This window comes from Streptomyces sp. NPDC053560, from assembly GCF_044544605.1.
Taxonomy (GTDB): Bacteria; Actinomycetota; Actinomycetes; order Streptomycetales; family Streptomycetaceae; genus Streptomyces.
This window is the reverse complement of the sequence record NZ_JBITXI010000009.1, coordinates 275954-297585: the sequence shown is the minus strand read 5'-3', so window position 1 is coordinate 297585 and position 21632 is coordinate 275954. Positions and strand designations below refer to the sequence as shown.

Genomic DNA, 21632 nt, shown 5'->3' with positions numbered 1-21632 from the left:
GCAGTAGCAATTGGCCATGAGCGCATCGAGCCACGGATCAACGGCATGGGAAGACTTCTGGCGAGATGCGCCGGCGGGCGAGGGCGAGGTGTTCTGGGACGCGGCGCCCGCACAGGCGGTCGCGCTCCATCTCCCGCTTTTCGAGGAGCTCTTCGACGCGGGGCTGCCCGTCATCGATCTCGGGTGCGGAAACGGCACACAGACTCGCTTTCTGGCCGAACGGTACCCACGTGCGATCGGCGTTGACGTCTCGGCGTCCGCAATTGACCGGGCCCGGCGCGAGGACCCTGCCCACGTGGCCGAATACCGACAGGTCGATGCCGTGGACACCGGCCAGACGACGGCGCTGCACGAGGACGTGGGCGACGCCAATGTCTACATGCGCGGAGTACTGCACCAGTGCGCCCCCGAGGACCGGCCTGCCATCGTCGCGAACATCGCCCGCCTCCTCGGCACCCGCGGCCGGCTCTTCCTCGTGGAGCCCTCCGAGGACGCCAAGGACGTACTGATGTCCCTGGTACAGCGCCCGGAGGGCCCGCCGCCGAAGATACGCGCGATCTTCTCCCACGGCATCGCGCCGGCCGAGATGCCCGACGGCTCCATACCGGACCTGCTGACCGCCCACGGCCTGGAGACGGCCGGCTCCGGCCGCCTCCCCCTGATCACCACCGAGACACGCCCCGACGGCAGCACCGTCGAGGTCCCCACCAACTGGCTGGTGGCGAGACCCCGGACGGCGTGAGACCGGTACGCGGGTGACGGGCGCCGGGCTCATGCGGGGTCGGCCACGGTGGCGACGGCGTCCCGTACCCGGTCGGCGATCTCCGACACCGTGCCGTCGGCGTCGACCGTCACCAGCAGATCCGCGTACGTCGCCAGCAGCGGCGCGGTCCGCCGTCGGTACACCCCCAGCCGGTTGCGGATGACGTCCGCGGTGTCGTCGGGGCGGCCGCGGCCCAGCAGGCGGTCCACCACGACCTCCTCCGGAACGGCGAATTCGAGTACGGCGGTCAGCCCGGTGCCGTCCGCGGCCAGCAGGTCCGCGAGCACGCCGGCCTGCCGGACGGTGCGCGGATAGCCGTCGAGCAGGAAGCCGTCGCGGGCGTCGGGTTCGGCGAGCCGGGCGCGCACCATGTCATCGGTCAGCTCGTCGGGGACGAGCTCGCCGGCGTCGAGATAGCGCCGGGCGGCCCGGCCCAGCCGGGTGCCGTCCGCGAGGTGGGCCCGGAACAGGTCGCCGGTGGACAGGTGCGGGATGCCGAGCCGTTCGCTCAGGACGGCCGCCTGGGTGCCTTTGCCCGCGCCGGGCGGGCCGATGAGCACGAAGCGCATGGGTGAGGGTGCCTTTCGGGGGAGGGAGAGGGGCGACACGTGCGCGGGCGCGTCAGCCGTCGGCGAGGCCCTGCTGGATCGAGGCCATGACGGAGGCGTCGGCCAGCGTGGTGACGTCCCCGATCTCGCGGTTCTCCGCCACGTCCCGCAGCAGCCGCCGCATGATCTTGCCCGAGCGGGTCTTCGGCAGCTCCGGCACGGCCATGATCTGCCGGGGCTTGGCGATCGGCCCGATCTCCGCGGCGACGTGGGCACGGAGCGGGCCCACGACGTCCGTGCCGTCGTCCGGCGCGCTGCCGCGCAGCACGACGAACGCGACGATGGCCTGCCCGGTGGTCGCGTCCGTCGCGCCGACCACCGCCGCCTCGGCCACGCTCGGGTGCGCGACCAGCGCCGACTCGACCTCGGCGGTGGAGATCCGGTGCCCGGAGACGTTCATGACGTCGTCCACCCGGCCCAGCAGCCAGATGTCGCCGTCCTCGTCGTAGCGCGCGCCGTCGCCGGCGAAGTAGTACCCCTGGCGGGCGAAGCGCGACCAGTACGTCTCCCGGAACCGCTCCTCGTCGCCCCAGATGCCGCGGAGCATCGCGGGCCAGGGCCGGTCCAGTACGAGGTAGCCGCTCTCGCCGCGGCCGACCGGCTCCCCCCGGTCGTTGACGACGGCGGCCGAGATGCCGGGCAGCGGGGCCTGTGCCGAGCCGGGCTTGGGCGGCTTCGCGTCCGCCTCGGCCGGCAGCGGGGAGAGCATGACGGCGCCGGTCTCGGTCTGCCACCAGGTGTCCACGACGGGCGTCCGGCCGGCACCCAGATGCTTGCGGTACCACCGCCACGCCTCGGGGTTGATCGGTTCGCCGACGCTGCCCAGCACCCGCAGCGTGGACAGGTCGTACCGCGCCGGCAGTTCCTCGCCCCACTTCATGAAGGAGCGAATCAAGGTGGGCGCGGTGTAGTAGAGCGAGACGCCGTACTTCTGGATGATCTCGAAGTGCCGCCCCTCGTGCGGGGTGTTGGGTGTGCCCTCGTAGAGGACGGAGGTCGCGCGGTTGGCCAGCGGTCCGTACACGATGTAGGTGTGTCCGGTGATCCAGCCGATGTCGGCGGTGCACCAGTAGACGTCGTCGCCGGGGCGGTGGTCGAAGACGGTGCGGTGGGTGTAGGCGGCCTGGGTGAGGTAGCCGCCGGAGGTGTGCAGGATGCCCTTGGGGCTGCCCGTCGTGCCCGAGGTGTAGAGGATGAACAGCGGGTGCTCGGCGTCGAACGCCACCGCCTCGTGCACGTCGGACTGCGCGTCCACCAGCTCGTGCCACCACAGGTCGCGCCCCTCGGTCCACGCGACCTCGCCGCCGGTACGCCGGACGACGAGGACGTGCTCGATGCTCGGGGTGTGTGCCGTGGCCTCGTCCGTGCCGTCCTTCATCGGTACGGCGGTGCCCCTGCGGTACTGCCCGTCCGCCGTGATCAGCAGCCGCGCCCCGGCGTCCGTGATGCGGGACCGCAGCGCCGCCGGCGAGAATCCGCCGAACACGACGCTGTGCGGCAGCCCGAGCCGCGCGCAGGCCAGCATCGCGAAGACCGCTTCGGGGATCATCGGCAGCTGGATGGCCACCCGGTCGCCGGCCGTCAGGCCCAGCGAGAGCAGGGCGTTGGCGGTACGGCACACCTCGCGCTGAAGGTCGGCGTAGGTGATCGTGCGGGTGTCGCCCGGCTCGCCCTCCCAGTGGAAGGCGACCTGCTCGCCGTGGCCGTCCGCGACGTGGCGGTCGACGCAGTTGTACGCGACGTTCAGCCGGCCGCCGGAGAACCACTGGGCGAACGGTGCGTCGGACCAGTCCAGCACCTCGGCCCATGGCCGTTCCCAGTGCAGCCGCCGGGCCTGTCCGGCCCAGAAGGCCGTCAGCGCCGTGTCGGGCTGGGCGAGCGGTTCGCCGGCCGGGCCGGACTGGGCGGTGCCGGCGGTCTGTTCGGTGGGCGGCGGGACGGACATCAGGGGGCCTCCGGGCGGGGCGTCGAACAGCGGGCCGAGGTGTGATCGCTCAAGCGAGCGAAGGTGTACTCAATGTGGCGCGGGGAGGTTGGCGGAAGGTTGGTGCGCGGGGCGCGGCGTACGAGAGGGCGGGGTTGCGGCGGGCGGCCGGGCGGGCGCGGCGGTCCGTACGATCCGCGGCACCAGCGGGCCCGCGGTCCGGCGGCGGAGCGCACCGCGCCACACGCCCCAGCCGTACGCGAGGTCGTCCAGGCGGCGGACCGCCACGTGCGTCAGGGGACCGAGGCCGGAGGCGGCGCGCCGGTGGTCGAGCAACCCCTCGGCGAGGGCGGCGGCGAGCAGCACCCGGCGGGCCCGGCGGCTCGCCGCGCCCGCCGCCAGCGCCAGCGGCCAGTGGTGCCGGGTCGCGCAGCGCAGCAACTGCTCGGCGGTGCCGCGCAGTCCGGCGAGGGTCAGCAGCGCGGCGGCGCGTACCGGCGTGTCGGCGTCCGGCATCCGGCGGGCCAGCCGTACCGCGGTCACCCCGGCCAGTGCGACCGCGGCGGCCGCCGGCAGCGGCCGCCCGCGCAGCAGCAGGGCGCAGGCGGCCACCGACCAGGGCGCGGCGTGCATCGGCGGTACCTGCCCGGGGTGACGCAGCGCCAGTTCGGCGGCGCCGGTGCCGTACCCGGCCCGCTGCCCGAGCCAGCCCCGCAGTCCGGTGCGGTGGTGGTGGCCCATGGTGACGGCGGGTACGTACCGCAGTCGCCAGCCCGCCTCGTGCAGCCGCATGCAGAGGTCCACGTCCTCGGCCACCCGGAGCCGTGGGTCGAAGCCCGCGCCCAGCGCTGCCCGCCGGACGACGAGTGTCGCGCTCGGCACGTACGCGAGCGCCGACAGCGGCACGACGGGCCCCTCCCGTGCGCCCATGTCCAGCGGCGACCGCACGCCCTCGTAGCGGTCCAGGACGCGGCGCCGATCGCCGGGAACCGGCGCCGCGACGATCCGGGGCGCGACGAGCGCCACCGCGGGGTCGGCGAACTGCGCCAGCAGCGGCGCCAGCCAGCCCGGTCCGGGCGCCACGTCGGAGTCGAGGAACGCGACGTACGGGGTGGCCGCGTGCCGCAGGCCGGTGTTGCGCGCCGCGGCGGGGCCGAGGTTGCGGGGATGGCGGAACAGGGTGGCGCCGTGCCGGTCGGCGGCCCGCGCCAGCGCCGGTGCCGCGGACTCGTGGGACCCGTCGTCGACGACGAGCACCGGCAGCCGGGCGGTGAGCGGGTCGGCCCGCAGCCGGCCCAGCAACCGGTCCACGAGGTCGGCCCGGTCGCGGACGGGCACGACGACGGTTGTCCGCGGGCCCTCCGTACCGCGCTCCGGCCGGCCGGCCGCGGCTCCGGCGGGCGGCCGGGGATGTACCGCCCCGATGTCCAGCAGCCGCCGGGCGAGCGCCGCCGAGGTCCGGCCGGTGACGGTGAACCGGCCTCCGTCCAGCAGCCGTGCGGCCGTCGGCCCGAGGCGGAGCAGCCGGGGCGGCGCGCCGGCGAGCAGCAGCCGCCCGTCGCGCGAGCGGTGCGCGTCGGCGGCGAGTTCGACGGCGAAGCCGATGGGGAGCCGGGTGTCCCAGGGCTCGGGCAGAGGCGGGGGGAGGGGCGTGGCGGTCATCCGGTGAAGCCTCCGTCCGCGTGCAGGACCGATCCGGTGACGGCGGCGGCCTCGCGGGCGCAGGCCCACGCGACCACGGTGGCCACCTCCTCCGGGGCCAGCACCCGCCCCACCAGCTGGCTCGCGGCGAGTCCGGCGGTGTCGTCGAGGCCGTAGAGGGCGGCGGTGGCGCGCAGCATGGCGGTGTCGGTGGAGCCGGGCGAGACCGCGACCGCGTTGACGCCGGTGTCCCGGAGGTCGTAGGCGAGGCCGCGTACCAGGCCCAGTACGGCGTGCTTGGCCGCGCAGTAGCCGCCCAGGCCCCACAGGCCGCGGTGGGCCGCGGCCGAGGCGAGGGCGACGAACCGGCCGTGCCGGGGCGCCGGCCTGCGGAGCAGCGCGGGTACGGCGGCGCGCGCCAGGTTCAGTACGCCGGTGACGTCCACGTCGAAGAGGGTCCGCCAGTCCGCTTCGGGCTGTTCCCAGACCGGGCCGCCGCCCAGGATCACCGCGGCGGCGGCCACGGCCGCGTCCAGCCCGCCGAACTCCCGCTCGGCCAGCTCCACGGCACGCCGCACGGCGGCGGCGTCGCGGACGTCGGCCCGTACGGTACGGACATCGGTGAACTCCTCGCCCAGCGCCGCCAACTGCTCCGGCGCGGCCAGCGCGTAGGGGACGCCGGGGTCGTCCGTGCAGGCATCGACCGCGACCACCGCCCAGCCCTCGCCGGCCAGTCGTCGTACGACCGCGGCGCCGATGCCCCGCGCGGCTCCGGTGACCAGGGCCACCCGCTGCTCCGGCCGCGTCATCGTGTTGCCTCCCGCACCGCTCGTGCCGGCTGGGCGGCCCGCCCGCCCAGCCGGCCGTCCTCGCCCACGTGCCAGCCGTCGGCGTCCGCCGCCAGCCGCTCGGCCATTCCGGCCAGCAGCCGTTCGCCCTCCGCCGCGTGGGCACCGGCCGGGTCGCCGAGGACGCCCGACGGGCTGACCGCGCGGACCGAACTCGCCCGCAGCCGGGGGAGCAGCCGTTCGATGGGGTCGGTGGGCCCGGCTGCCGCGCGCCCGGTGCGTACCGCCGCCGGGCGCAGCCGCAGCATCATCGACGTCTCGGCGCGCCCGGCGTGCGCGTCGGAACCGGACGGTACGCACGGCCACCAGGCGGCGTCCCGGCCCTCGTACCGCAGCAGGGCCACCGCCCGGGACAGCGCCTCGACGTTGCCGCCGTGCCCGTTCACCACCAGCAGCCGCCCCGCCCAGCGCAGCAGCGAGCGCCCCAGCTCCACGACGAGCAGTTCCAGCGCGGCCTGCCCGAGAGAGACCGTGCCGGCGAAGCCTTCGTGCTCGCCGCTCGCGCCGTACGGCTGGACCGGCGCGACCAGTACGTCCGGCGTATCGTCCGCGTCGGCGAGCCGGGCGGCGGACCGTTCGGCGACCGCTCCCGCCACCGCCGCGTCGGTGTCCAGCGGCAGGTGCGGGCCGTGCTGCTCGCAGGAGCCGAGCGGCAGGAGCACCAAGGGGCGGCGATCCGTCAGTTCGGGCCAGGTGGCCCCGGCCAGCGGGGCGGGCTCGGGCGGCATCTCAGGCCGCGCCCAGGGTGCGGGTGAAGCCGGGCGGGACCACCACGTCGTCGCGGGTCAGCTCGTGGACGGAGGAGCGGCCGAGGCCCAGCAGCGCCGAGTCGATGCCGCCACGCAGGATGTCGAGTACGTTCTCCACCCCCGCCTGCCCGTTCGCGGCCAGGCCCCACAGGTAGGCGCGGCCGATCATCACGGCCCTGGCGCCGAGGGCCAGCGCCTTGACCACGTCGCTGCCCCGGCGGACACCGCTGTCCAGCAGCACCTCCACCTGGTCGCCCACCGCGTCCGCGACGGCCGGCAGCACGCGGATCGGGGCCGGGGTGCCGTCGAGGTTGTTGCCGCCGTGATTGGTCACCGAGATCGCGGTGACACCGGCGTCCACCGCGCGCCGCGCGTCGTCCACCCGGCAGACGCCCTTGAGCAGGAACGGCCCGTCCCACTGCTCGCGCAGCCAGCGCACGTCCTCCCACGAGGGCGGCGGGGTCTGCATCCACTCGCCGTAGGCCCCGAAGAACGTGGGCGCGCCGCGCCCCGGCTCGGCGAGGTTGGGCGTCGTCAGGTCGGGCAGGCCGCGGTACCTGACGAAGTCCGCCAGCCAGCGCGGTCGCGCGAGCGCCTCCGGGGCGAACCGCACCATCGCCTTGAGGTCCAGCCGTTCGGGGATCTTCGGGCTGCCCCAGTCCCGGCCGTGCGAGAAGGACCAGTCGAGAGTGGCGATCAGCGCCTTGGCCCCGGCCTCACGGGCGCGTTCGATCCGCCGTCGGATGTCGTCCCGGGTCCCCATCCAGTACATCTGGAAGAACGTCTGCGGGTTGGCGGCGACGACGTCCGCCAGCGGCTTGCTGGCGAAGGAGCTGAGGCCCATCGCCGTGCCGCGGGCCGCGGCCGCGCGGGCGACGGCCACCTCCCCGTCGGGGTGCACCGCCTGCACCCCGGTCGGGGAGATGATCACCGGCAGCGCTATCTGCTCGCCCAGGACCGTCGTCGCCAGCTCACGCTTGGCCGACAGCCCGGCGACGTGCGGGGCGAACCCCAGCTGTGCGAAGGCCGCGGTGTTGTCGTCGTAGGAGACGCCCTTCTCCGAACCGGCGAGCAGCGCGCTGTAGACGGACTTCGGCAGCCGTTTCCGGGCCCTGCGCTGCGCCTCCGTCACCGTCTCGAACCAACCGCTCATGATCTTCCTCTCTCGTCGTCTCTGTCCGTTCGCGTGGCGTGGCGGCTGCTCACCGCGGGTCCAGGCCGGCCAGCGGGCTCTCGTCGCAGACGCGGTCGGGGCGGCGGGTCCGCAGCGCCGGCATGCCCAGGGACACCGGGCGCGGCGCCGGGCTCGTACGGTGCGAGTGGTCCTTGCCCTGCGGCGGCAGCTGCCGGTCGGCGGCGGCCAGCGCGGCGGCGCCGTGGCCCTTGACGCATTCGGGGTCCGGGCCGTCCAGCGGCAGCCCGGTGAAGAACTTCGCGGCCATGCAGCCGCCCTGGCAGACGTCGAACGCGGAGCAGGACGTGCATGCGCCCGAGGACTGCTCACCGCGCAGCTCGGCGAAGAGCGCCGAGGAGCGCCACACCTCGTCGAAGCCGCCGGGCGAGCGGACGTTGCCCGCCTTGAAGGCGTCGTGGATCGCGAACGGGCAGGCGTACACGTCGCCCACCGGGTCGATCAGACAGACCACCCGCCCCGCGCCGCACAGGTTCAGGCCCGGAATCGGCGTCGAGCCGAGCGCGTTGAGATGGAAGAAGGAGTCGCCGGTCAGCACCTTCTCGCCGTTGGCGACCAGCCACCGGTACAGCTCGCGCTGCTGGGCGTCCGTGGGGTGCAGCTCGTCCCACACATCCGCGCCGCGGCCCGAGGGACGCAGCCGGGTGAGGCGCAGCTGTGCCCCGAACCGGTCGGCGATGGCGGCGAGATCGTCGAGCTGCGGGATGTTCTGCCGGGTCATCACCACCGAGATCTTGAAGTCGGCGAAGCCGGCAGCGGCCAGGTTCTCCATCGCGCGCAGCGCCATGTCGTACGAACCGGGCCCGCGCACCGCGTCGTTGACCTCGCGGGTCGCGCCGTCCAGCGAGATCTGGATGTCGACGTAGTCGGTGGCGGCCAGCCGCTCGGCGCGCTCCGGGGTGAGCCGCAGCCCGTTGGTGGAGAACTTCACGCCCACCTGGTGCGCGATCGCGTAGTCCAGCAGCTCCCAGAAGTCGGGGCGTACGGTCGGCTCGCCGCCGCCGACGTTGACGTAGAACACCTGCATCCGCTGCAGCTCCCGGATCACCGACTTGATCTCGTCGGTGGACAGCTCCATCGGGTCCCGCCGGCCCGAGGAGGACAGGCAGTGGGCGCAGGACAGGTTGCACGCGTAGGTCCACTCCCAGGTCAGGCAGATCGGGGCGTGCAGGCCGCCCTTGAACTGCTCGACCAGGGCCGGTACCGGCTCGGCGGGCGGGGCTTCGTAGAGGGTGGTCATCACCGGACTCCTCTTCCGCTTCTCGTCCGCATCACTGCGGGATGATCATGTCGGCGGCGGCCAGCGAGGCGAGGGCGCGCAGGAAGGCGGCGCGGCGCCGGCCGGGTACGCGGGCCAGCGCCTCGGTCACGCTGGGGTGCCGGTCGAGCCCGGTGACGAGCTCGACCAGCTCGGGTGCCTTCAGGAAGGACAGCCGGCGGTTGCCGAAGTGGTACGCCAGCGCCCCGAACGGCTCGGGGCGCAGCGCGACACTCGGGTTCAGCCGGTACGGCCGTCCGGCGTCAAAGGGGGAGTTCATGGCGGTGGCCTAGTAGACGCCGCACATGCCGTCGATGGAGACCTCCTCGACGAGCACCTCTTCGACAAGCACCGCCTCGACGATGCCGTCCTCCGGCGCGGCGGTGGGGCCGGTGACGGTGGCGGGCTCGGTGGTACGGGCGTCCTCGTACATGACATGTCCTTCCGGGACGGATGGAGGGGAGGGAGGGGCCGTCGGGCTCGTGAGGGCGAGCCGTCGGGCCCTTGGAACGAAGCTAGGACCGCGGCCCGCGTCGTCTCGCCGTGCCTTCGGCCGCCGTCGCCCCCTCCGTTCGGAGGGGGCCCGCACCCTGCGTCCGTGCCGTCCCCCCGGCCGGCCGGCCGGGATCGCCGCCGCACCGCTTCCACGGCGGGAAGCGGGCCGCCTACGTTCGGCCCGTCCGAGCTCCCCACCGCGGAGAGGAAACGTGTTCCGATGCAGGTAGACGAACTTCTCAAGCCGTTCCCGATCAAGGAGTTCCATCCGTTCCCGCGGGCCCTGATGGGTCCCGGAGCGCACGAGATGATCGGTCCCGAGGCCAAGAAGCTGGGCTTCAAGAAGACGCTGGTGATGACCACCGGCCTGCGCGGCAGCGACACCGTGCACAAGATCGTTGAGTCGATGAAGTACCACGGCCTGGAGGTCGTGCTCTACGACAAGGTCGAGTCCAACCCCAAGGACTACAACGTCATGGACGCCGTGGCGCTGTACCAGCAGAACAAGTGCGACTCCTTCGTCTCGATCGGCGGCGGCTCCTCGCACGACGCCTGCAAGGGCGCGCGGATCTCGGTGGCCCACGACGGCCGCAGCGTCAACGAGTTCGAGGGCTTCAACAAGTCCGAGAACCCCAAGAACCCGCCGCACATCGCGGTCTCCACCACGGCCGGCACCGGCTCGGAGACCTCCTGGGCGTACGTCATCACCGACACCACGACCGACCCGGAGAACCCGCACAAGTACGTGGCGTTCGACGACGCCTCCGTCACCAGCCTCGCGATCGACGACCCCACGCTGTACTACGACTGCCCGGTGGACTACACCGCCCAGTGCGGCTTCGACGTCCTCGCGCACGCCTCCGAGCCGTACGTATCCCGGCTCAACTTCCAGCCCTCGCTGGGCAACGCGCTGCATGCGATCAAGCTGACCGCGCAGAGCCTGCGGCAGGCGGTCTGGAACGGCCAGGACCTGGCCGGCCGCGAGGGCATGATGTACGCGCAGTACATCGCGGCGCAGGCCTTCAACTCCGGTGGCCTGGGCATCATCCACTCCATCTCGCACGCGGTCAGCGCCTTCTACGACACCCACCACGGGCTCAACAACGCCATCGCGCTGCCCCGGGTGTGGGCGTTCAACATGCCGGCGCAGTACGAGCGGTTCGCCGACATCGCCGAGGCGATGGGCGTGGACACGCACGGCATGACCAAGGTGCGGGCCGCCGAGGCGGCGCTGGCGGCCGGGATCCGGCTGCTGCGCGACGTCGGCATCCCCGAGCGGTTCGTGGACGTCAAGCAGGATTCGTATTCCAAGAACCGGCTCGGCACGGGCCCGACCGCGTACTACGAGAAGGCCTCCGTGATCAGCGGCGACGCCGCCGACGTCGACCGCATCACGCACCACGTCCTCGGCGACGCCTGCACCCCGGGCAACGCCAAGGAGTGCACCTTCGACACCGTCCGCCCGGTCGTCGAGCACTGCATGACCGGTGACCTGGACGATCTGCTCGGCTGAGCCGCAGCGGAGCCTGACCCCCACCCCGCGTCTGACCCACAGCCGCGCCGGGCGGGGCCGGCCGCACACCGGTCCCGCCCGCCCCCGGACGGACGGAGGAGCCGTGCCCGCAACACCCGCCCTGACCGATGACACCGCCACCGAGACCGCCACCGACACCGCTTTCGCCTCGGTCGAGGACGTGACCGAGCGGTTCGCCGCGCACGGTTACATCGCCGACCGCCGCCTGGCCACCACCGTCTTCCTGCAGTCCCGGCTGGACAAGCCGGTCCTGCTGGAGGGCCCGGCCGGCGTCGGCAAGACCGAACTGGCCAAGACCCTCGCGGCGGCCACCGGCCGCCGCCTGCTCCGCCTGCAGTGCTACGAAGGCCAGGACGAGAGCAAGGCGCTGTACGAGTGGGACTACGGCAAGCAGCTGCTCTACACCCAGATGCTGCGCGACAAGATCAGTGACATCACCGCCGACGCGCCCGACCTGGCCAGTGCCGTCGAGCGCATCGGCGGGCAGGACAGCGTCTTCTTCTCCGACCGCTTCCTCGCCCCGCGCCCGCTGCTGGACGCGATCCGCGGCGAGCAGCCCGCCGTGCTGCTGATCGACGAGGTGGACCGCGCCGACGAGGCGCTGGAAGCGGTGCTGCTGGAGTGCCTCGCGGAGTTCCAGGTCTCGGTGCCGGAGATCGGTACGTACACCGCGAAGGTCCCGCCGTACGTCGTGCTCACCTCCAACAACACCCGCGACCTGTCCGCCGCGCTCAAGCGCCGCTGCCTGCACCTCTTCCTGGACTACCCGGACGCCGAGCGGGAGCTGGCCATCCTGCGGTCCAAGGAGACCGGGCTGCCGGCGGCCGCGGTGCGGCGGCTGGTGGACGTGGTGCGCGGACTGCGTGAGCTGGACCTGCGCAAGAGCCCCAGCATCTCCGAGACCGTCGACTGGGCCCGCACCCTCGCCGTGCTCGGTGTCGAGGAGCTGGACCCGCAGGTGCTCGCCGAGACCGCGAACGTGGTCCTGAAGTACGAGCGCGACATGGACCGTGCGCTGGAGGTGCTGCCGCGGCTCGTCGACCCGAACGCGGAGCTGCCGGTGCCGCACGGCCACCACCACGGTCACGGGCACCACCACGGCCATGACCACGGGCACCACCACGACGCGCCGGCGACGGACGGCCCGGCCCCCGCGGCGCCCGCGCCCGCCCCCACCACCGGCCGCGGCCAGGGTGCCCGCGCGTTCTCCGCGATCACCCGCCGCAAGGCGTGAGGAGGCGGCGACGTGGAGAGCGGCCTGCACCGGTTCGTACGCATCCTGCGCCTGTTCGGCCTGCGGGTGTCGGTGTCGGAGGCGTTGGACGCGATGCGCTGCGCGGCCCAGCCGGGCGTGCTCGCCGACCGGGAGACGCTGCGTGAGGCGCTGCGGCTGGCGCTGGTGAAGGACCGGCGGGACGACGCGGTGTTCGACGAGCTGTTCACCGCGTTCTTCTCGCTGCGCCCGGTGGGGGAGCGGGACGACGGGCACGGCCACACCCATGAGCACGACGACCTCACCGACACCGGCGCGCTGGACTCCTTCACCGTCTCCGAAGAGCCCTCGGAGACCCCGCAGCAGGGACACAGCCACGGCAAGCCGTCCGACATCCGGGACTACTTCGACCAGCAGGACCTGGCCGAGCAGTACAACCTCCACCAGGAGGCCAACAAGATCGACCTGGCGTCGATGACCGACGAGATCGTGCTGTCCAAGGACGGCGCGCAGGCGGGCGGCGGCGACGTGCCCTCCGTGCAGCTGGAGACCGAGCGGCTGCACGGCGCGGGCATACCGGGCCAGTTGTCCGCCGCGACCGGCCACCGGATCGACACCGAACTGTCCGTCGCCCAGCAGGACGCGCTCCTCGGGTGGCTCGCGAACGGCGACGACGCGGACGAGGCGGACCGGGCTGCCCTGGAGGCGCTGCGCCGCCGCCTGGCCGGCACCCTCGACAACCTCCCCGAACTCCTCAAACGCCACCTGGACCGGCTCGCCGCACTGGAATCGGTCGCCGTGGAGACCCGGCTCGCCGAACAGGTACGGTCCGAGCACGTCGACGAGGACGAGCGGGCCGACCTGGAGGACGCGCTGCGCCGGGTGGCGCGTTCCCTGCACGGCGCGCTGACCAGCCGTAAGCGCAACACCCCGCGCGGGCGGGTGCATCCGGGCCGCACGATGCGCCGGAACATGCGGTACGACGGTGTGCCCTTTCGCCCGGTCACCGTCACCCGCGCCGAGGACAAGCCCCGCCTGGTCGTCCTCACCGACGTCTCGCTGTCCGTCCGGTCCACGGCACGCTTCACCCTGCACCTGGTGCACGGTCTGCAGTCGCTCTTCGCACAGGTGCGGACCTTCGCCTTCGTCGACGAACCGACCGAGATCACCGAGCTGTTCGCCGAGCATCCGCTGGAGCGCGCGCTCGGCCTGGTCTTCGACGGGCTGCCGGCCGGCGGCCTGCTCGACACCGACGCCAATTCCGACTACGGCCGGGCCTTCGAAGCGCTGCTGCGGGACCACGGCGGCGCCTTCAACCGCCGCACCACGTTCCTCGTCCTCGGCGACGGCCGCGGCAACGGCAACGACCCGGGCATCGACGCCTTCGCCGAGCTGACCCGCCGGGTCCGGCAGACCCTGTGGCTCACGCCCGAACCCCGCTACTCCTGGGGGCTGGGCGCCTGCGACCTGCCGCGGTACGCGGAGTACTGCGACCGCGTCCAGGTCGTCGGCGACCTCGCCGGGCTGCGGCGCACGGCGGACCGCATGACGGCGGAGGTGACGGGCCGGTGACCGTGCCCGACCGGCTGCGGCTCGCCGCCACCGCCATCGACCCGCTCGCCCCCCACCGGCCGGGCCACTACGCCGACCACCTCGTCAGCGTCGTCCGGGACGGCGCGCGCGGCACCACCCGCACCCCGGCGGCGCAGGAGCCGCCGGTGGTGCGGACGGACCACTTCTGTCTGCGCCGCCGAGCCCACCGCATCGAGGTGGCCCACCGGATCACCCCCGAAGCGCTCGACAACGACCTGGCCGGGCTGCTCGCGGGCGAGCTGTTCGCGCCCGGCTGGCTGTCCGGACCCGACGTCTTCGAGCGGGTCTTCACCGGCGTGGTGCGCTCCTGCGTGCCCGGCTCGATCGCCTCCTGGTCCCGCTTCTACGACAACACCCTGGCCCGCATCGGCGCCTGCTGGCAGGGCTCGGCACCCGCCGGCCACTCCTCGATCGCCGGGTTCGCGCCGGTCTACCGCCGGACCCTGGACCTGGTACCGCCGGGCAGCGTCCTGGACCTCGGCGCCTGCTTCGGCTTCCTCGCCCTGCTGCTCGCCCGGCAGCCGGACCGCACCGTCCTCGCCTCCGACGTGTCGTCCGGCACGATGCGGTTGCTCGAAGCGGTGGCCGGCGCCCGGGGGACGCCGCTGCGCACCGTCACCTGCGACGCGGCCCGGGTGCCGCTGCCGGACCGCGCCGTGGACACCGTCACCGCCATTCACCTGCTGGAACACCTCGACCCCCGGCACGGCGCCGCGGTCCTGACCGAGGCGCTGCGGCTGGCCCGGCACCGAGTGGTGGTCGCGGTGCCGTACGAGGACGAGCCGACCGCGGCATACGGGCACGTCCGCTGCTTCGACCGGGACCAGCTCACCGCGCTCGGCCGGGCCACCGGACGCCCCTGCACGGTCAACGACTTCCACGGCGGCTGGCTGGTGCTCGACGTGGAGTGAGGGCGCCGGGCCGAGGCTCAGATCACGCCCATCTTGCTCGCCTCGTACACCGCCTCGGCCCGGCTCGCCGCGTCCAGCTTCCGCATGATGTTGCGGACGTGGAACTTCACCGTGGTCTCGGAGATGTAGAGCCGACTGCCGATGTCGCGGTTGCTCAGGCCCTTGGCGAGCAGCTCCAGCACCCGCAGCTCCCGCTCGGTGAAGACCGGCCGGTCGGCCGGCGGTCGCAGGGAGCGCACCATCGCGGCCGCCGACCGGGAGTCGAAGGCGCTCTCGTTGCGGGCCACGGCCCGGATCGAACGGAGCAGTTCGGTGGTGTCCACGTCCTTGACGACGTATCCGCGCGCGCCGTGCTGGATCGCGCCCACCACCAGCGCGTCGTCGAGGAAGGTGGTCAGGACGAGGACCGCCAGGCCGGGATGGCGCCCGGTGAGCCGCGCGCACAGCTCCAGGCCCTCCGCGTCGGCTCCGGTGGACAGCTTCAGGTCCAGCAGCACGATGTCGGGGCGGGTGCGGTCGGTGACCGCGGTGGCCTCCGCCGCCGTACTCGCCTCGCCGACGATCTCCAGGTCCGGTTCGCGCTCCAGGATGGACCGCAGCCCCTGCCGCACGATCGCGTGGTCGTCGACGAGGACGACCCGTACCCGGGCGGTGGGCGAAGCGGCCGGCGCCCCGTCGGACGGCCGCTGTTCCGTGGCCATCGGCGTCTCACTCGTCATCGGCGACCTCCGGATCGGTGGGGACCGGCAGCGGAATCTGCACCCGCAGCTGGATACCGCCCAGCCGCGCCCGCCGGATGGACAGCGTGCCGCCCAGCTCCTCGGCCCTGGCCAGCATGTTGGCCAGCCCGCGGTGGCGGCCCGAGAGGTCGGCGGCCCGGCACAGCCGCAGCGCCCGCCGCAGTTGCGCCGGCTCGCCCGTACCGTTGTCCGACACGCTCAGGACGACCGTGTCCGGGTGGTACCCCAGGTGGACGACGGCCCGGCCGGCGCCGCCGTGCGCCCCCGCGTTGAACAGCGCCTCGCCCGCCAGCCGCAGCAGCGACTGCTCGGCGCGGGGCGGCAGCGGCACGGGGCTGCCCGCCACCCGTACGCGCACCTCCAGGTCCGACTGGAGGTGTACCGAGGACAGGCGTTCCAGCATCACCGGGAGCGGGCCCGGCGGCTCGTCGGCGCTGTGGTGGAGCGCGTAGATGGCGGCCCGCAGCCGCTCCACGGCCTGCCGGTTGAGGTCCTTGGCGGCCGCGAGCCGGTCGGCGATCTCGGCCACGGGGTCGCCCAGGGCCGCCAGTTCGGCCCGGCACACCTCCATGGTCATGCCCGCGCTGAGCACGTACTGCGTGACGCTGTCGTGCAGTTCGCGGGCGATGCGGTGCCGCTCGTCGTCCAGTGCCTGCCGCTGCATCGCCTCGACCAGCCGCGCCTGCGTCTCGGCCAGCTCGGCGCTGCGTGCCGCGAGGTCCCTGGCCTGCCGGGCCGCCGCCTCGGAGAGCTGTTCCGTACGGCCGCGCAGCCGGGTCGCGGAGTGGAAGAGGTAGGAGTTGTGCAGCGCGACGGCCGCCTGGTTCGCGAGGACGCGCAGGACAGCGAGGTCCGTGTCGGCGACTTCGAGGCCGGTGCCGGGCTGTGCCGCGATCCCGCCCACCGGCTCGTCGTCCAGCGTCATGGGCGCCCGCACCCAGCCGTCGCCGCCGTCCGCCGACTCCGCCTCCCACGGCCGGGTCCGCAACACCGCGAGGTGCGCGCGCACATCGGCGGGGAGCATCGTCTCGTCGTCGATCAGCACGTCGTCGGCGAGCACCAGGAAGCGCGGGCGGGCCGCGCGGAGCGCGCCGTCCGCCACGGCCAGCAGCAGCCGGCGCGCCCGCAGGTGCTCGGCGGCGGCCCGCACCACCGCCTCGACCAGCGCCCGGGGCCCCTCGGCCGTGCGGACCAGGGCGCGCGAGATGCCGTCCAGCGCCTCCACGGTCCGCTCCAGGCGCTCGGTGGAGCGCACGTACGCCGGGTAGAAGGACCGCTTGCCCGAGCGCAGCCCGGTGAGCGCGCCCAGGTCCGCCCCAGGGCCGCGCTCTTGACCTGCGAAGTTCATCGTGACCACCTCACAGCGCGGCCCGGAAGAGGGCTTCGATGTCCCCTGCTCCGGCGTCCCGCGGATTGGTGGCCAGGCAGGCGTCCTTGAGGGTCGTCCTGGCCAGCCGGGGCAGGTCGGTCTCGGCGACACCGAGGCTGGCCAGCCCCTTCGGCACGCCCACGTCGTCCGCGAGCGTCCTGACCCGCTCGGCCAGCGCCAGCGCCGCCTCCTCGGGCGGTACGCCGTCGGTGGGCAGCCCGGCGGCCGACGCGAGCGCGACGAAGCGGTCGGGGCGGGCCGCCGCGTTGAAGCGGATCACGTGCGGCAGCAGCACTCCGTTGACCACGCCGTGCGGTGCGTCCAGCAGCCCGCCCACCTGGTGGCTCATGGCGTGCGTCGCGCCCAGGATCGCGTTGGTGAAGGCCATGCCGGCCTCCAGCGAGCCCTGCGCCATCGCCAGCCGCGGGCTGACCTCCTTGGGCCGGGTCTGGGTGCCCCGCAGATGGCCGGTGATCAGCTGTACGGCGTGCAGCGCGAGGTTGTCGGTGAGCGGGTTGTGGGCACGGGAGACGAAGGACTCGATGGCGTGCGTGAGGGCGTCCAGGCCGGTCGCGGCGTTCAGCCAGTCCGGCATCGTGGTCAGCAGCCGCGGGTCGATCAGCGAGATCTCCGGTACCAGCGTCCGGCTGATGATGGTGATCTTGACCTGCTCCGCGGTGTCGGTGATCACCGCGAACTGTGAGACGTCCGCGCCCGTACCGGACGTGGACGGCACCATCACGGTAGGCGGGATCGGCAGTCCCACCAGGTCCACGCCCTCGAAGTCCAGGATCCGGCCACCGTTGCTGGCCAGGATCGCCACGCCCTTCGCCGCGTCGATGCACGACCCGCCGCCGAGCGCGACGATCACATCGCTGCCGCTCTCCGCGTACCGCTGGAAACCGGCCTCCACCTCGTGGTCCTTGGGGTTCGGCGTCAGCTCGTGCCAGACGACGGGCCGCAGTCCGACCTGCCGCAGATGGCCGACCGCCTCGTCCACCCAGCCCGCCTCGATCAGGCCCGGGTCCGTGACGAGGAACGGGCGGCGGCCGCCGACGCGCAGCGCGCAGTGGCCCAGCTCGGCCAGCGAGCCCGTACCGAACACCACTTCGGGCGCGTGGAACTTCGCCAGTTGCGCGGGAGCCTCCGTACCGCCGGCCATCACGGCGCCGTCCGACAGCGGCATGCACCCTCCTGGGACGGTGGTCTGTGCTCCGTGCGCGGAGCACAGTATTTTTACGTTCACCGATCAATAACACCCCTGTCACACGCGCACAACGCTACGGGCGGCGGGGGTGGGAGAAATACCGTCCTCCGGGACGGGGACGTCCTGTCCGTCCGGACAGGTGCGCTCCGGCGGTTCCCGGGGGACGATTGTCGGTTGACCCTGCTGGAGACGACAAGGTTCGGGACGCCCATGTCATCAGTGGTGAGTGACCTCCGGCAGCGCAGAGCCGCGCTGGAGAACGAATGGGCCCGCCGGGTACCGGAGCTGCGCGAGGCCCGGCGGGTGCTGGAAGGCGAAGCGCCGCTGCGCCGGGAAGTGACCGAGTCCTGGGTCCGCTCGCTGCACACCGTGGACCCCGGCGCGGCCAGTGCCCCGGTGACGGACGGCGGTGAGGTACGCCCCCGGTGGGCCGACTCGCCGCTGCGGCGCCCGGTCGTCGACCTCGCCGACGAGCTGAACAGCATCGCCGACGACGCCGGGTTCGTCGCCGGCGTCACCGACGAGTCCGGCACCCTCCTGTGGACATGCGGCGGCCGCGTCATGCGGCGCCGTGCCGAGCGGGTCAACTTCGCGCCCGGCGGCCGCTGGGACGAGCAGGCCATGGGCACCAACGCGCTCTCCCTCGCGCTGCGCACCGGCCGCCCCAGCGCCGTCTTCTCCGCCGAGCACCTGGTCGCCGCGCTGCACGGCTGGGCCTGCTACTGCGCCCCGATCCACGCGCCCGACGGCCGCATCCTCGGCGTACTGGACCTCTCCACCACTTGGGACCGCTCGCACCCGCTCGCCATGTCCACCGTCCGGACCCTGGTATCCACCATCGAGACCCGGCTCCGCGCCGACCAGGGTGAGCGCCGGAGGAGCGGCGCGGAGGCCGTGCCGGGCGCCCCGGCCGGTGTCCGGCTGGCCTGCCTGGGGGCCGAGGAGGCCGTACGGGCCGGCGCCCGGCTGCGGCTGCGCCCCCGCCAGCTGGAGATCCTCGCGCTGCTGGCGCTGGAGCCGGCGGGGTACACCCCGGAGCGGCTGCGGGACGCGCTGTACGGCGAACGCCCGGTGACCGCCTCCACGTTCAAGGCGGAGGTCTCCCACCTGCGGCGCGCCCTCGGCGGCGCGGTCGCCACCCGCAGGTACGCGCTGACCACGCCGGTCGAGTGCGACGCCGTGGAGGTGCTGCGGGCACTGGCGGCCGGCGACACGGACGGGGCGCTCGCCCGGTACAGAGGGCCACTGCTGCCGCAGTCCGAGGCGCCGGGCATCGTGGCCTGGCGGGAGCACCTGGAGGTCGCGGTCCGCGAGGCCGTCCTCGGCAGCCCGGTTCCGGACCACGCGCTCCGCTACGGCGAGCGCGCCCCGCACGACGCCGAGATCCATGAACACGCGCTGCGCGTCCTGCCGGCCGGCGATCCCCGCCGCGCCCTCGCGGCGGGCCGGCTGAGCACCGCGCTGCGCGACTGACGGCCCGCCGGGCAGCCGGCCCGGCGGACCGCCGAAAGGTCCCTGTCGGCCCCGGAACGGCCCTCGCCGGCAACGGAAAGGAGGCGCCAACCTTTCGCCAACCTCACGGGGTGAGGGTGTGCCGCACCCCGTACAGACCCGTACCTCTGAGGAGCGCACAATGGTGTACGCGCAGCCCGGCAGCGATGGCAGTGTCGTCAGCTTCAAGCAGCGCTACGACAACTTCATCGGCGGCGACTGGGTCGCCCCCGTGAAGGGCCAGTACTTCGACAACCCCTCGCCGGTGGACGGCCGGACGTTCACCCAGGTCGCGCGGTCCACGGCGGCCGACGTCGACCTCGCGCTGGACGCCGCGCACGCCGCCGCGCCGAAGTGGAGCCGTACTTCCACCACGGAGCGCGCCAATCTCCTCAACAAGATCGCCGACCGGATCGAGGAGAATCTCGAAAAGCTCGCGGTCGCCGAGACCTGGGAGAACGGCAAGCCGGTCCGTGAGACGCTCGCCGCCGACCTGCCGCTGGCGGTGGACCACTTCCGTTACTTCGCGGGCGCCGTACGCGGCCAGGAGGGCTCGATCTCCGAGATCGACGCCGACACCGTCGCGTACCACTTCCACGAGCCGCTCGGCGTGGTCGGCCAGATCATCCCGTGGAACTTCCCGCTGCTCATGGCCATCTGGAAGCTGGCCCCCGCGCTGGCCGCGGGCAACTGCGTGGTCCTCAAGCCCGCCGAGCAGACCCCGGCCAGCATCCTGGTCCTCGTCGAGCTGATCGCCGACCTGCTGCCGCCGGGCGTGGTCAACGTCGTCAACGGCTTCGGCGTGGAGGCCGGCAAGCCGCTCGCGTCCAGCCCGCGGATCGCCAAGGTGGCGTTCACCGGCGAGACCACCACTGGCCGCCTGATCATGCAGTACGCCAGCGAGAACATCATCCCCGTCACGCTGGAACTGGGCGGCAAGAGCCCGAACATCTTCCTGCCGGACGTGATGGCCGCCGACGACGACTTCCTGGACAAGGCCGTCGAGGGATTCGTGATGTTCGCGCTCAACCAGGGCGAGGTCTGCACCTGTCCGTCCCGCGCGCTCATCCACTCCTCGATCTACGACGAGTTCATGGCCCGCTGTGTCGAGCGCACGAAGGCCATCACCAGCGGCAACCCGCTGGACCCGGCGACCATGATCGGCGCGCAGGCCAGCAACGACCAGTTCGAGAAGATCCTCTCCTACATCGACATCGGCAAGAAGGAGGGCGCCGAGCTGCTCACCGGCGGTGCCGCCCGGACCGTCGACGGCTTCGAGGGCGGCTTCTACGTGGAGCCGACGATCTTCCGCGGCACCAACGACATGCGGATCTTCCAGGAGGAGATCTTCGGTCCGGTCGTCTCGGTCACCACGTACGACTCGGTCGACGAGGCCCTGAAGATCGCCAACGACACGCTCTACGGCCTCGGCGCGGGCGTGTGGACGCGGGACGGCAACACCGCGTACCGCCTCGGCCGCGAGATCAAGGCAGGCCGGGTGTGGACCAACTGCTACCACGCCTACCCCGCGCACGCGGCGTTCGGCGGCTACAAGAACTCCGGCATCGGCCGCGAGAACCACAAGATGATGCTCGACCACTACCAGCAGACCAAGAACCTGCTGGTCAGCTACTCGGCGAAGAAGCTCGGGTTCTTCTGATGGATGCCCCCATCCGACGCGTCGAACTGACGCCGGCCGCCGAGGAACTGGTGGCCCGGCTGACGGAGACGCACGGCCCGGTGATGTTCCACCAGTCCGGCGGCTGCTGCGACGGCAGCGCGCCGATGTGCTACCCGCGCGGTGAGTTCAAGGTCGGCGCCGTCGACGTCCTCCTCGGCCACGTCTCCGGGGACGTGCCGTTCTGGATGAGCGCCGACCAGTTCACCTACTGGCAGCACACCCACCTCACCGTCGACGTCGTACCGGGCAGGGGGAGCGGCTTCTCGCTGGAGGCCCCCGAAGGGGTTCGCTTCCTCATCCGCTCCCGGCTCCTCACCGACGAGGAACTGGCCCGCATCGATGCCGAGCCGCCGCTCCCCACGGGAGCCGACACCGCCGGCTGAGGCCTACGAGCACGGCCCGGGGCGCGGACGGC

General features: G+C 73.2%; 20 protein-coding genes. 8 read left to right on the top strand and 12 right to left on the bottom strand.

Annotated features, from left to right (window positions below):
• Positions 1 to 16: 16 nt before the first annotated feature.
• Complete coding sequence (locus ACIGQF_RS23300) at positions 17 to 742, top strand: class I SAM-dependent methyltransferase (RefSeq protein WP_399713335.1); 726 nt, start codon at positions 17 to 19, stop codon at positions 740 to 742.
• 29 nt (positions 743 to 771) lie between these two features.
• Here the strand turns inward: ACIGQF_RS23300 and ACIGQF_RS23295 are convergent, their stop codons facing one another.
• The 9 genes from ACIGQF_RS23295 to mftA form a co-directional block, all read right to left on the bottom strand.
• On the bottom strand, positions 772 to 1332 hold the full coding sequence (locus ACIGQF_RS23295; protein WP_399713332.1) for an adenylate kinase: 561 nt from the start codon (positions 1330 to 1332) through the stop codon (positions 772 to 774).
• A 52-nt stretch (positions 1333 to 1384) separates the two neighbouring features.
• Entirely contained in the window at positions 1385 to 3316 is a 1932-nt protein-coding gene (acs, locus tag ACIGQF_RS23290; RefSeq protein WP_399713330.1) for an acetate--CoA ligase, read from the bottom strand.
• A gap of 69 nt (positions 3317 to 3385) precedes the next feature.
• Positions 3386 to 4957, bottom strand: a complete 1572-nt coding sequence (gene mftF, locus ACIGQF_RS23285; RefSeq protein ID WP_399713326.1) for a mycofactocin biosynthesis glycosyltransferase MftF — start codon at positions 4955 to 4957, stop codon at positions 3386 to 3388.
• Positions 4954 to 5745, bottom strand: a complete 792-nt coding sequence (locus ACIGQF_RS23280) for a mycofactocin-coupled SDR family oxidoreductase (RefSeq protein ID WP_399713324.1) — start codon at positions 5743 to 5745, stop codon at positions 4954 to 4956. The genes mftF and ACIGQF_RS23280 overlap by 4 nt, the downstream gene beginning before the upstream one ends.
• Positions 5742 to 6512, bottom strand: a complete 771-nt coding sequence (gene mftE, locus ACIGQF_RS23275; RefSeq protein WP_399713321.1) for a mycofactocin biosynthesis peptidyl-dipeptidase MftE — start codon at positions 6510 to 6512, stop codon at positions 5742 to 5744. Before mftE ends, ACIGQF_RS23280 begins: the two co-directional genes overlap by 4 nt.
• Before the next feature lies 1 nt (position 6513).
• On the bottom strand, positions 6514 to 7686 hold the full coding sequence (gene mftD / locus ACIGQF_RS23270) for a pre-mycofactocin synthase MftD (protein ID WP_399713318.1): 1173 nt from the start codon (positions 7684 to 7686) through the stop codon (positions 6514 to 6516).
• Between the two features lie 49 nt (positions 7687 to 7735).
• Positions 7736 to 8965 carry a mycofactocin radical SAM maturase gene (gene mftC, locus ACIGQF_RS23265; protein ID WP_399713315.1) on the bottom strand — a complete coding sequence of 410 codons (1230 nt, stop codon included), beginning with the start codon at positions 8963 to 8965 and terminating at the stop codon, positions 7736 to 7738.
• A gap of 31 nt (positions 8966 to 8996) precedes the next feature.
• Positions 8997 to 9263 carry a mycofactocin biosynthesis chaperone MftB gene (gene mftB, locus ACIGQF_RS23260; RefSeq protein ID WP_399713313.1) on the bottom strand — a complete coding sequence of 89 codons (267 nt, stop codon included), beginning with the start codon at positions 9261 to 9263 and terminating at the stop codon, positions 8997 to 8999.
• 9 nt (positions 9264 to 9272) lie between these two features.
• Positions 9273 to 9416, bottom strand: coding sequence for a mycofactocin precursor MftA (gene mftA / locus ACIGQF_RS23255; protein WP_399713310.1), 144 nt, complete (start codon positions 9414 to 9416; stop codon positions 9273 to 9275).
• Between the two features lie 282 nt (positions 9417 to 9698).
• On the opposite strand from mftA, the gene mdo reads away from it, so the two are divergent.
• From mdo to mftM, 4 genes are all read left to right on the top strand, one after another.
• On the top strand, positions 9699 to 10991 hold the full coding sequence (gene mdo, locus ACIGQF_RS23250; RefSeq protein WP_399713308.1) for an NDMA-dependent methanol dehydrogenase: 1293 nt from the start codon (positions 9699 to 9701) through the stop codon (positions 10989 to 10991).
• A gap of 103 nt (positions 10992 to 11094) precedes the next feature.
• Positions 11095 to 12246 carry an AAA family ATPase gene (locus ACIGQF_RS23245; RefSeq protein WP_399713305.1) on the top strand — a complete coding sequence of 384 codons (1152 nt, stop codon included), beginning with the start codon at positions 11095 to 11097 and terminating at the stop codon, positions 12244 to 12246.
• A gap of 12 nt (positions 12247 to 12258) precedes the next feature.
• Entirely contained in the window at positions 12259 to 13797 is a 1539-nt protein-coding gene (locus ACIGQF_RS23240; RefSeq protein WP_399713303.1) for a VWA domain-containing protein, read from the top strand.
• Positions 13794 to 14729 carry a mycofactocin oligosaccharide methyltransferase MftM gene (gene mftM, locus ACIGQF_RS23235; RefSeq protein WP_399713300.1) on the top strand — a complete coding sequence of 312 codons (936 nt, stop codon included), beginning with the start codon at positions 13794 to 13796 and terminating at the stop codon, positions 14727 to 14729. The genes ACIGQF_RS23240 and mftM overlap by 4 nt, the downstream gene beginning before the upstream one ends.
• Positions 14730 to 14746: 17 nt before the next feature.
• Here the strand turns inward: mftM and ACIGQF_RS23230 are convergent, their stop codons facing one another.
• The 3 genes from ACIGQF_RS23230 to ACIGQF_RS23220 are packed head-to-tail and all read right to left on the bottom strand — an operon-like array spanning position 14747 to position 18024.
• Positions 14747 to 15448, bottom strand: coding sequence for a response regulator (locus tag ACIGQF_RS23230; RefSeq protein WP_399713297.1), 702 nt, complete (start codon positions 15446 to 15448; stop codon positions 14747 to 14749).
• Positions 15438 to 16817: a histidine kinase gene (locus ACIGQF_RS23225; protein WP_399713294.1), complete on the bottom strand. Its 1380-nt coding sequence runs from the start codon at positions 16815 to 16817 to the stop codon at positions 15438 to 15440. Before ACIGQF_RS23225 ends, ACIGQF_RS23230 begins: the two co-directional genes overlap by 11 nt.
• Positions 16818 to 16827: 10 nt before the next feature.
• Complete coding sequence (locus ACIGQF_RS23220; RefSeq protein ID WP_399713291.1) at positions 16828 to 18024, bottom strand: iron-containing alcohol dehydrogenase; 1197 nt, start codon at positions 18022 to 18024, stop codon at positions 16828 to 16830.
• Positions 18025 to 18255: 231 nt separating this feature from the next.
• On the opposite strand from ACIGQF_RS23220, the gene ACIGQF_RS23215 reads away from it, so the two are divergent.
• The 3 genes from ACIGQF_RS23215 (at position 18256) to ACIGQF_RS23205 (ending at position 21600) form a co-directional block, all read left to right on the top strand.
• A complete protein-coding gene (locus tag ACIGQF_RS23215; RefSeq protein WP_399713288.1) occupies positions 18256 to 19518 on the top strand; it encodes a GAF domain-containing protein in 1263 nt (420 codons plus the stop codon).
• Between the two features lie 160 nt (positions 19519 to 19678).
• Positions 19679 to 21196, top strand: a complete 1518-nt coding sequence (gene adh / locus ACIGQF_RS23210; RefSeq protein ID WP_399713285.1) for an aldehyde dehydrogenase — start codon at positions 19679 to 19681, stop codon at positions 21194 to 21196.
• Positions 21196 to 21600: a DUF779 domain-containing protein gene (locus tag ACIGQF_RS23205; RefSeq protein ID WP_399713280.1), complete on the top strand. Its 405-nt coding sequence runs from the start codon at positions 21196 to 21198 to the stop codon at positions 21598 to 21600. The genes adh and ACIGQF_RS23205 overlap by 1 nt, the downstream gene beginning before the upstream one ends.
• The last annotated feature ends 32 nt before the right edge of the window (positions 21601 to 21632 follow it).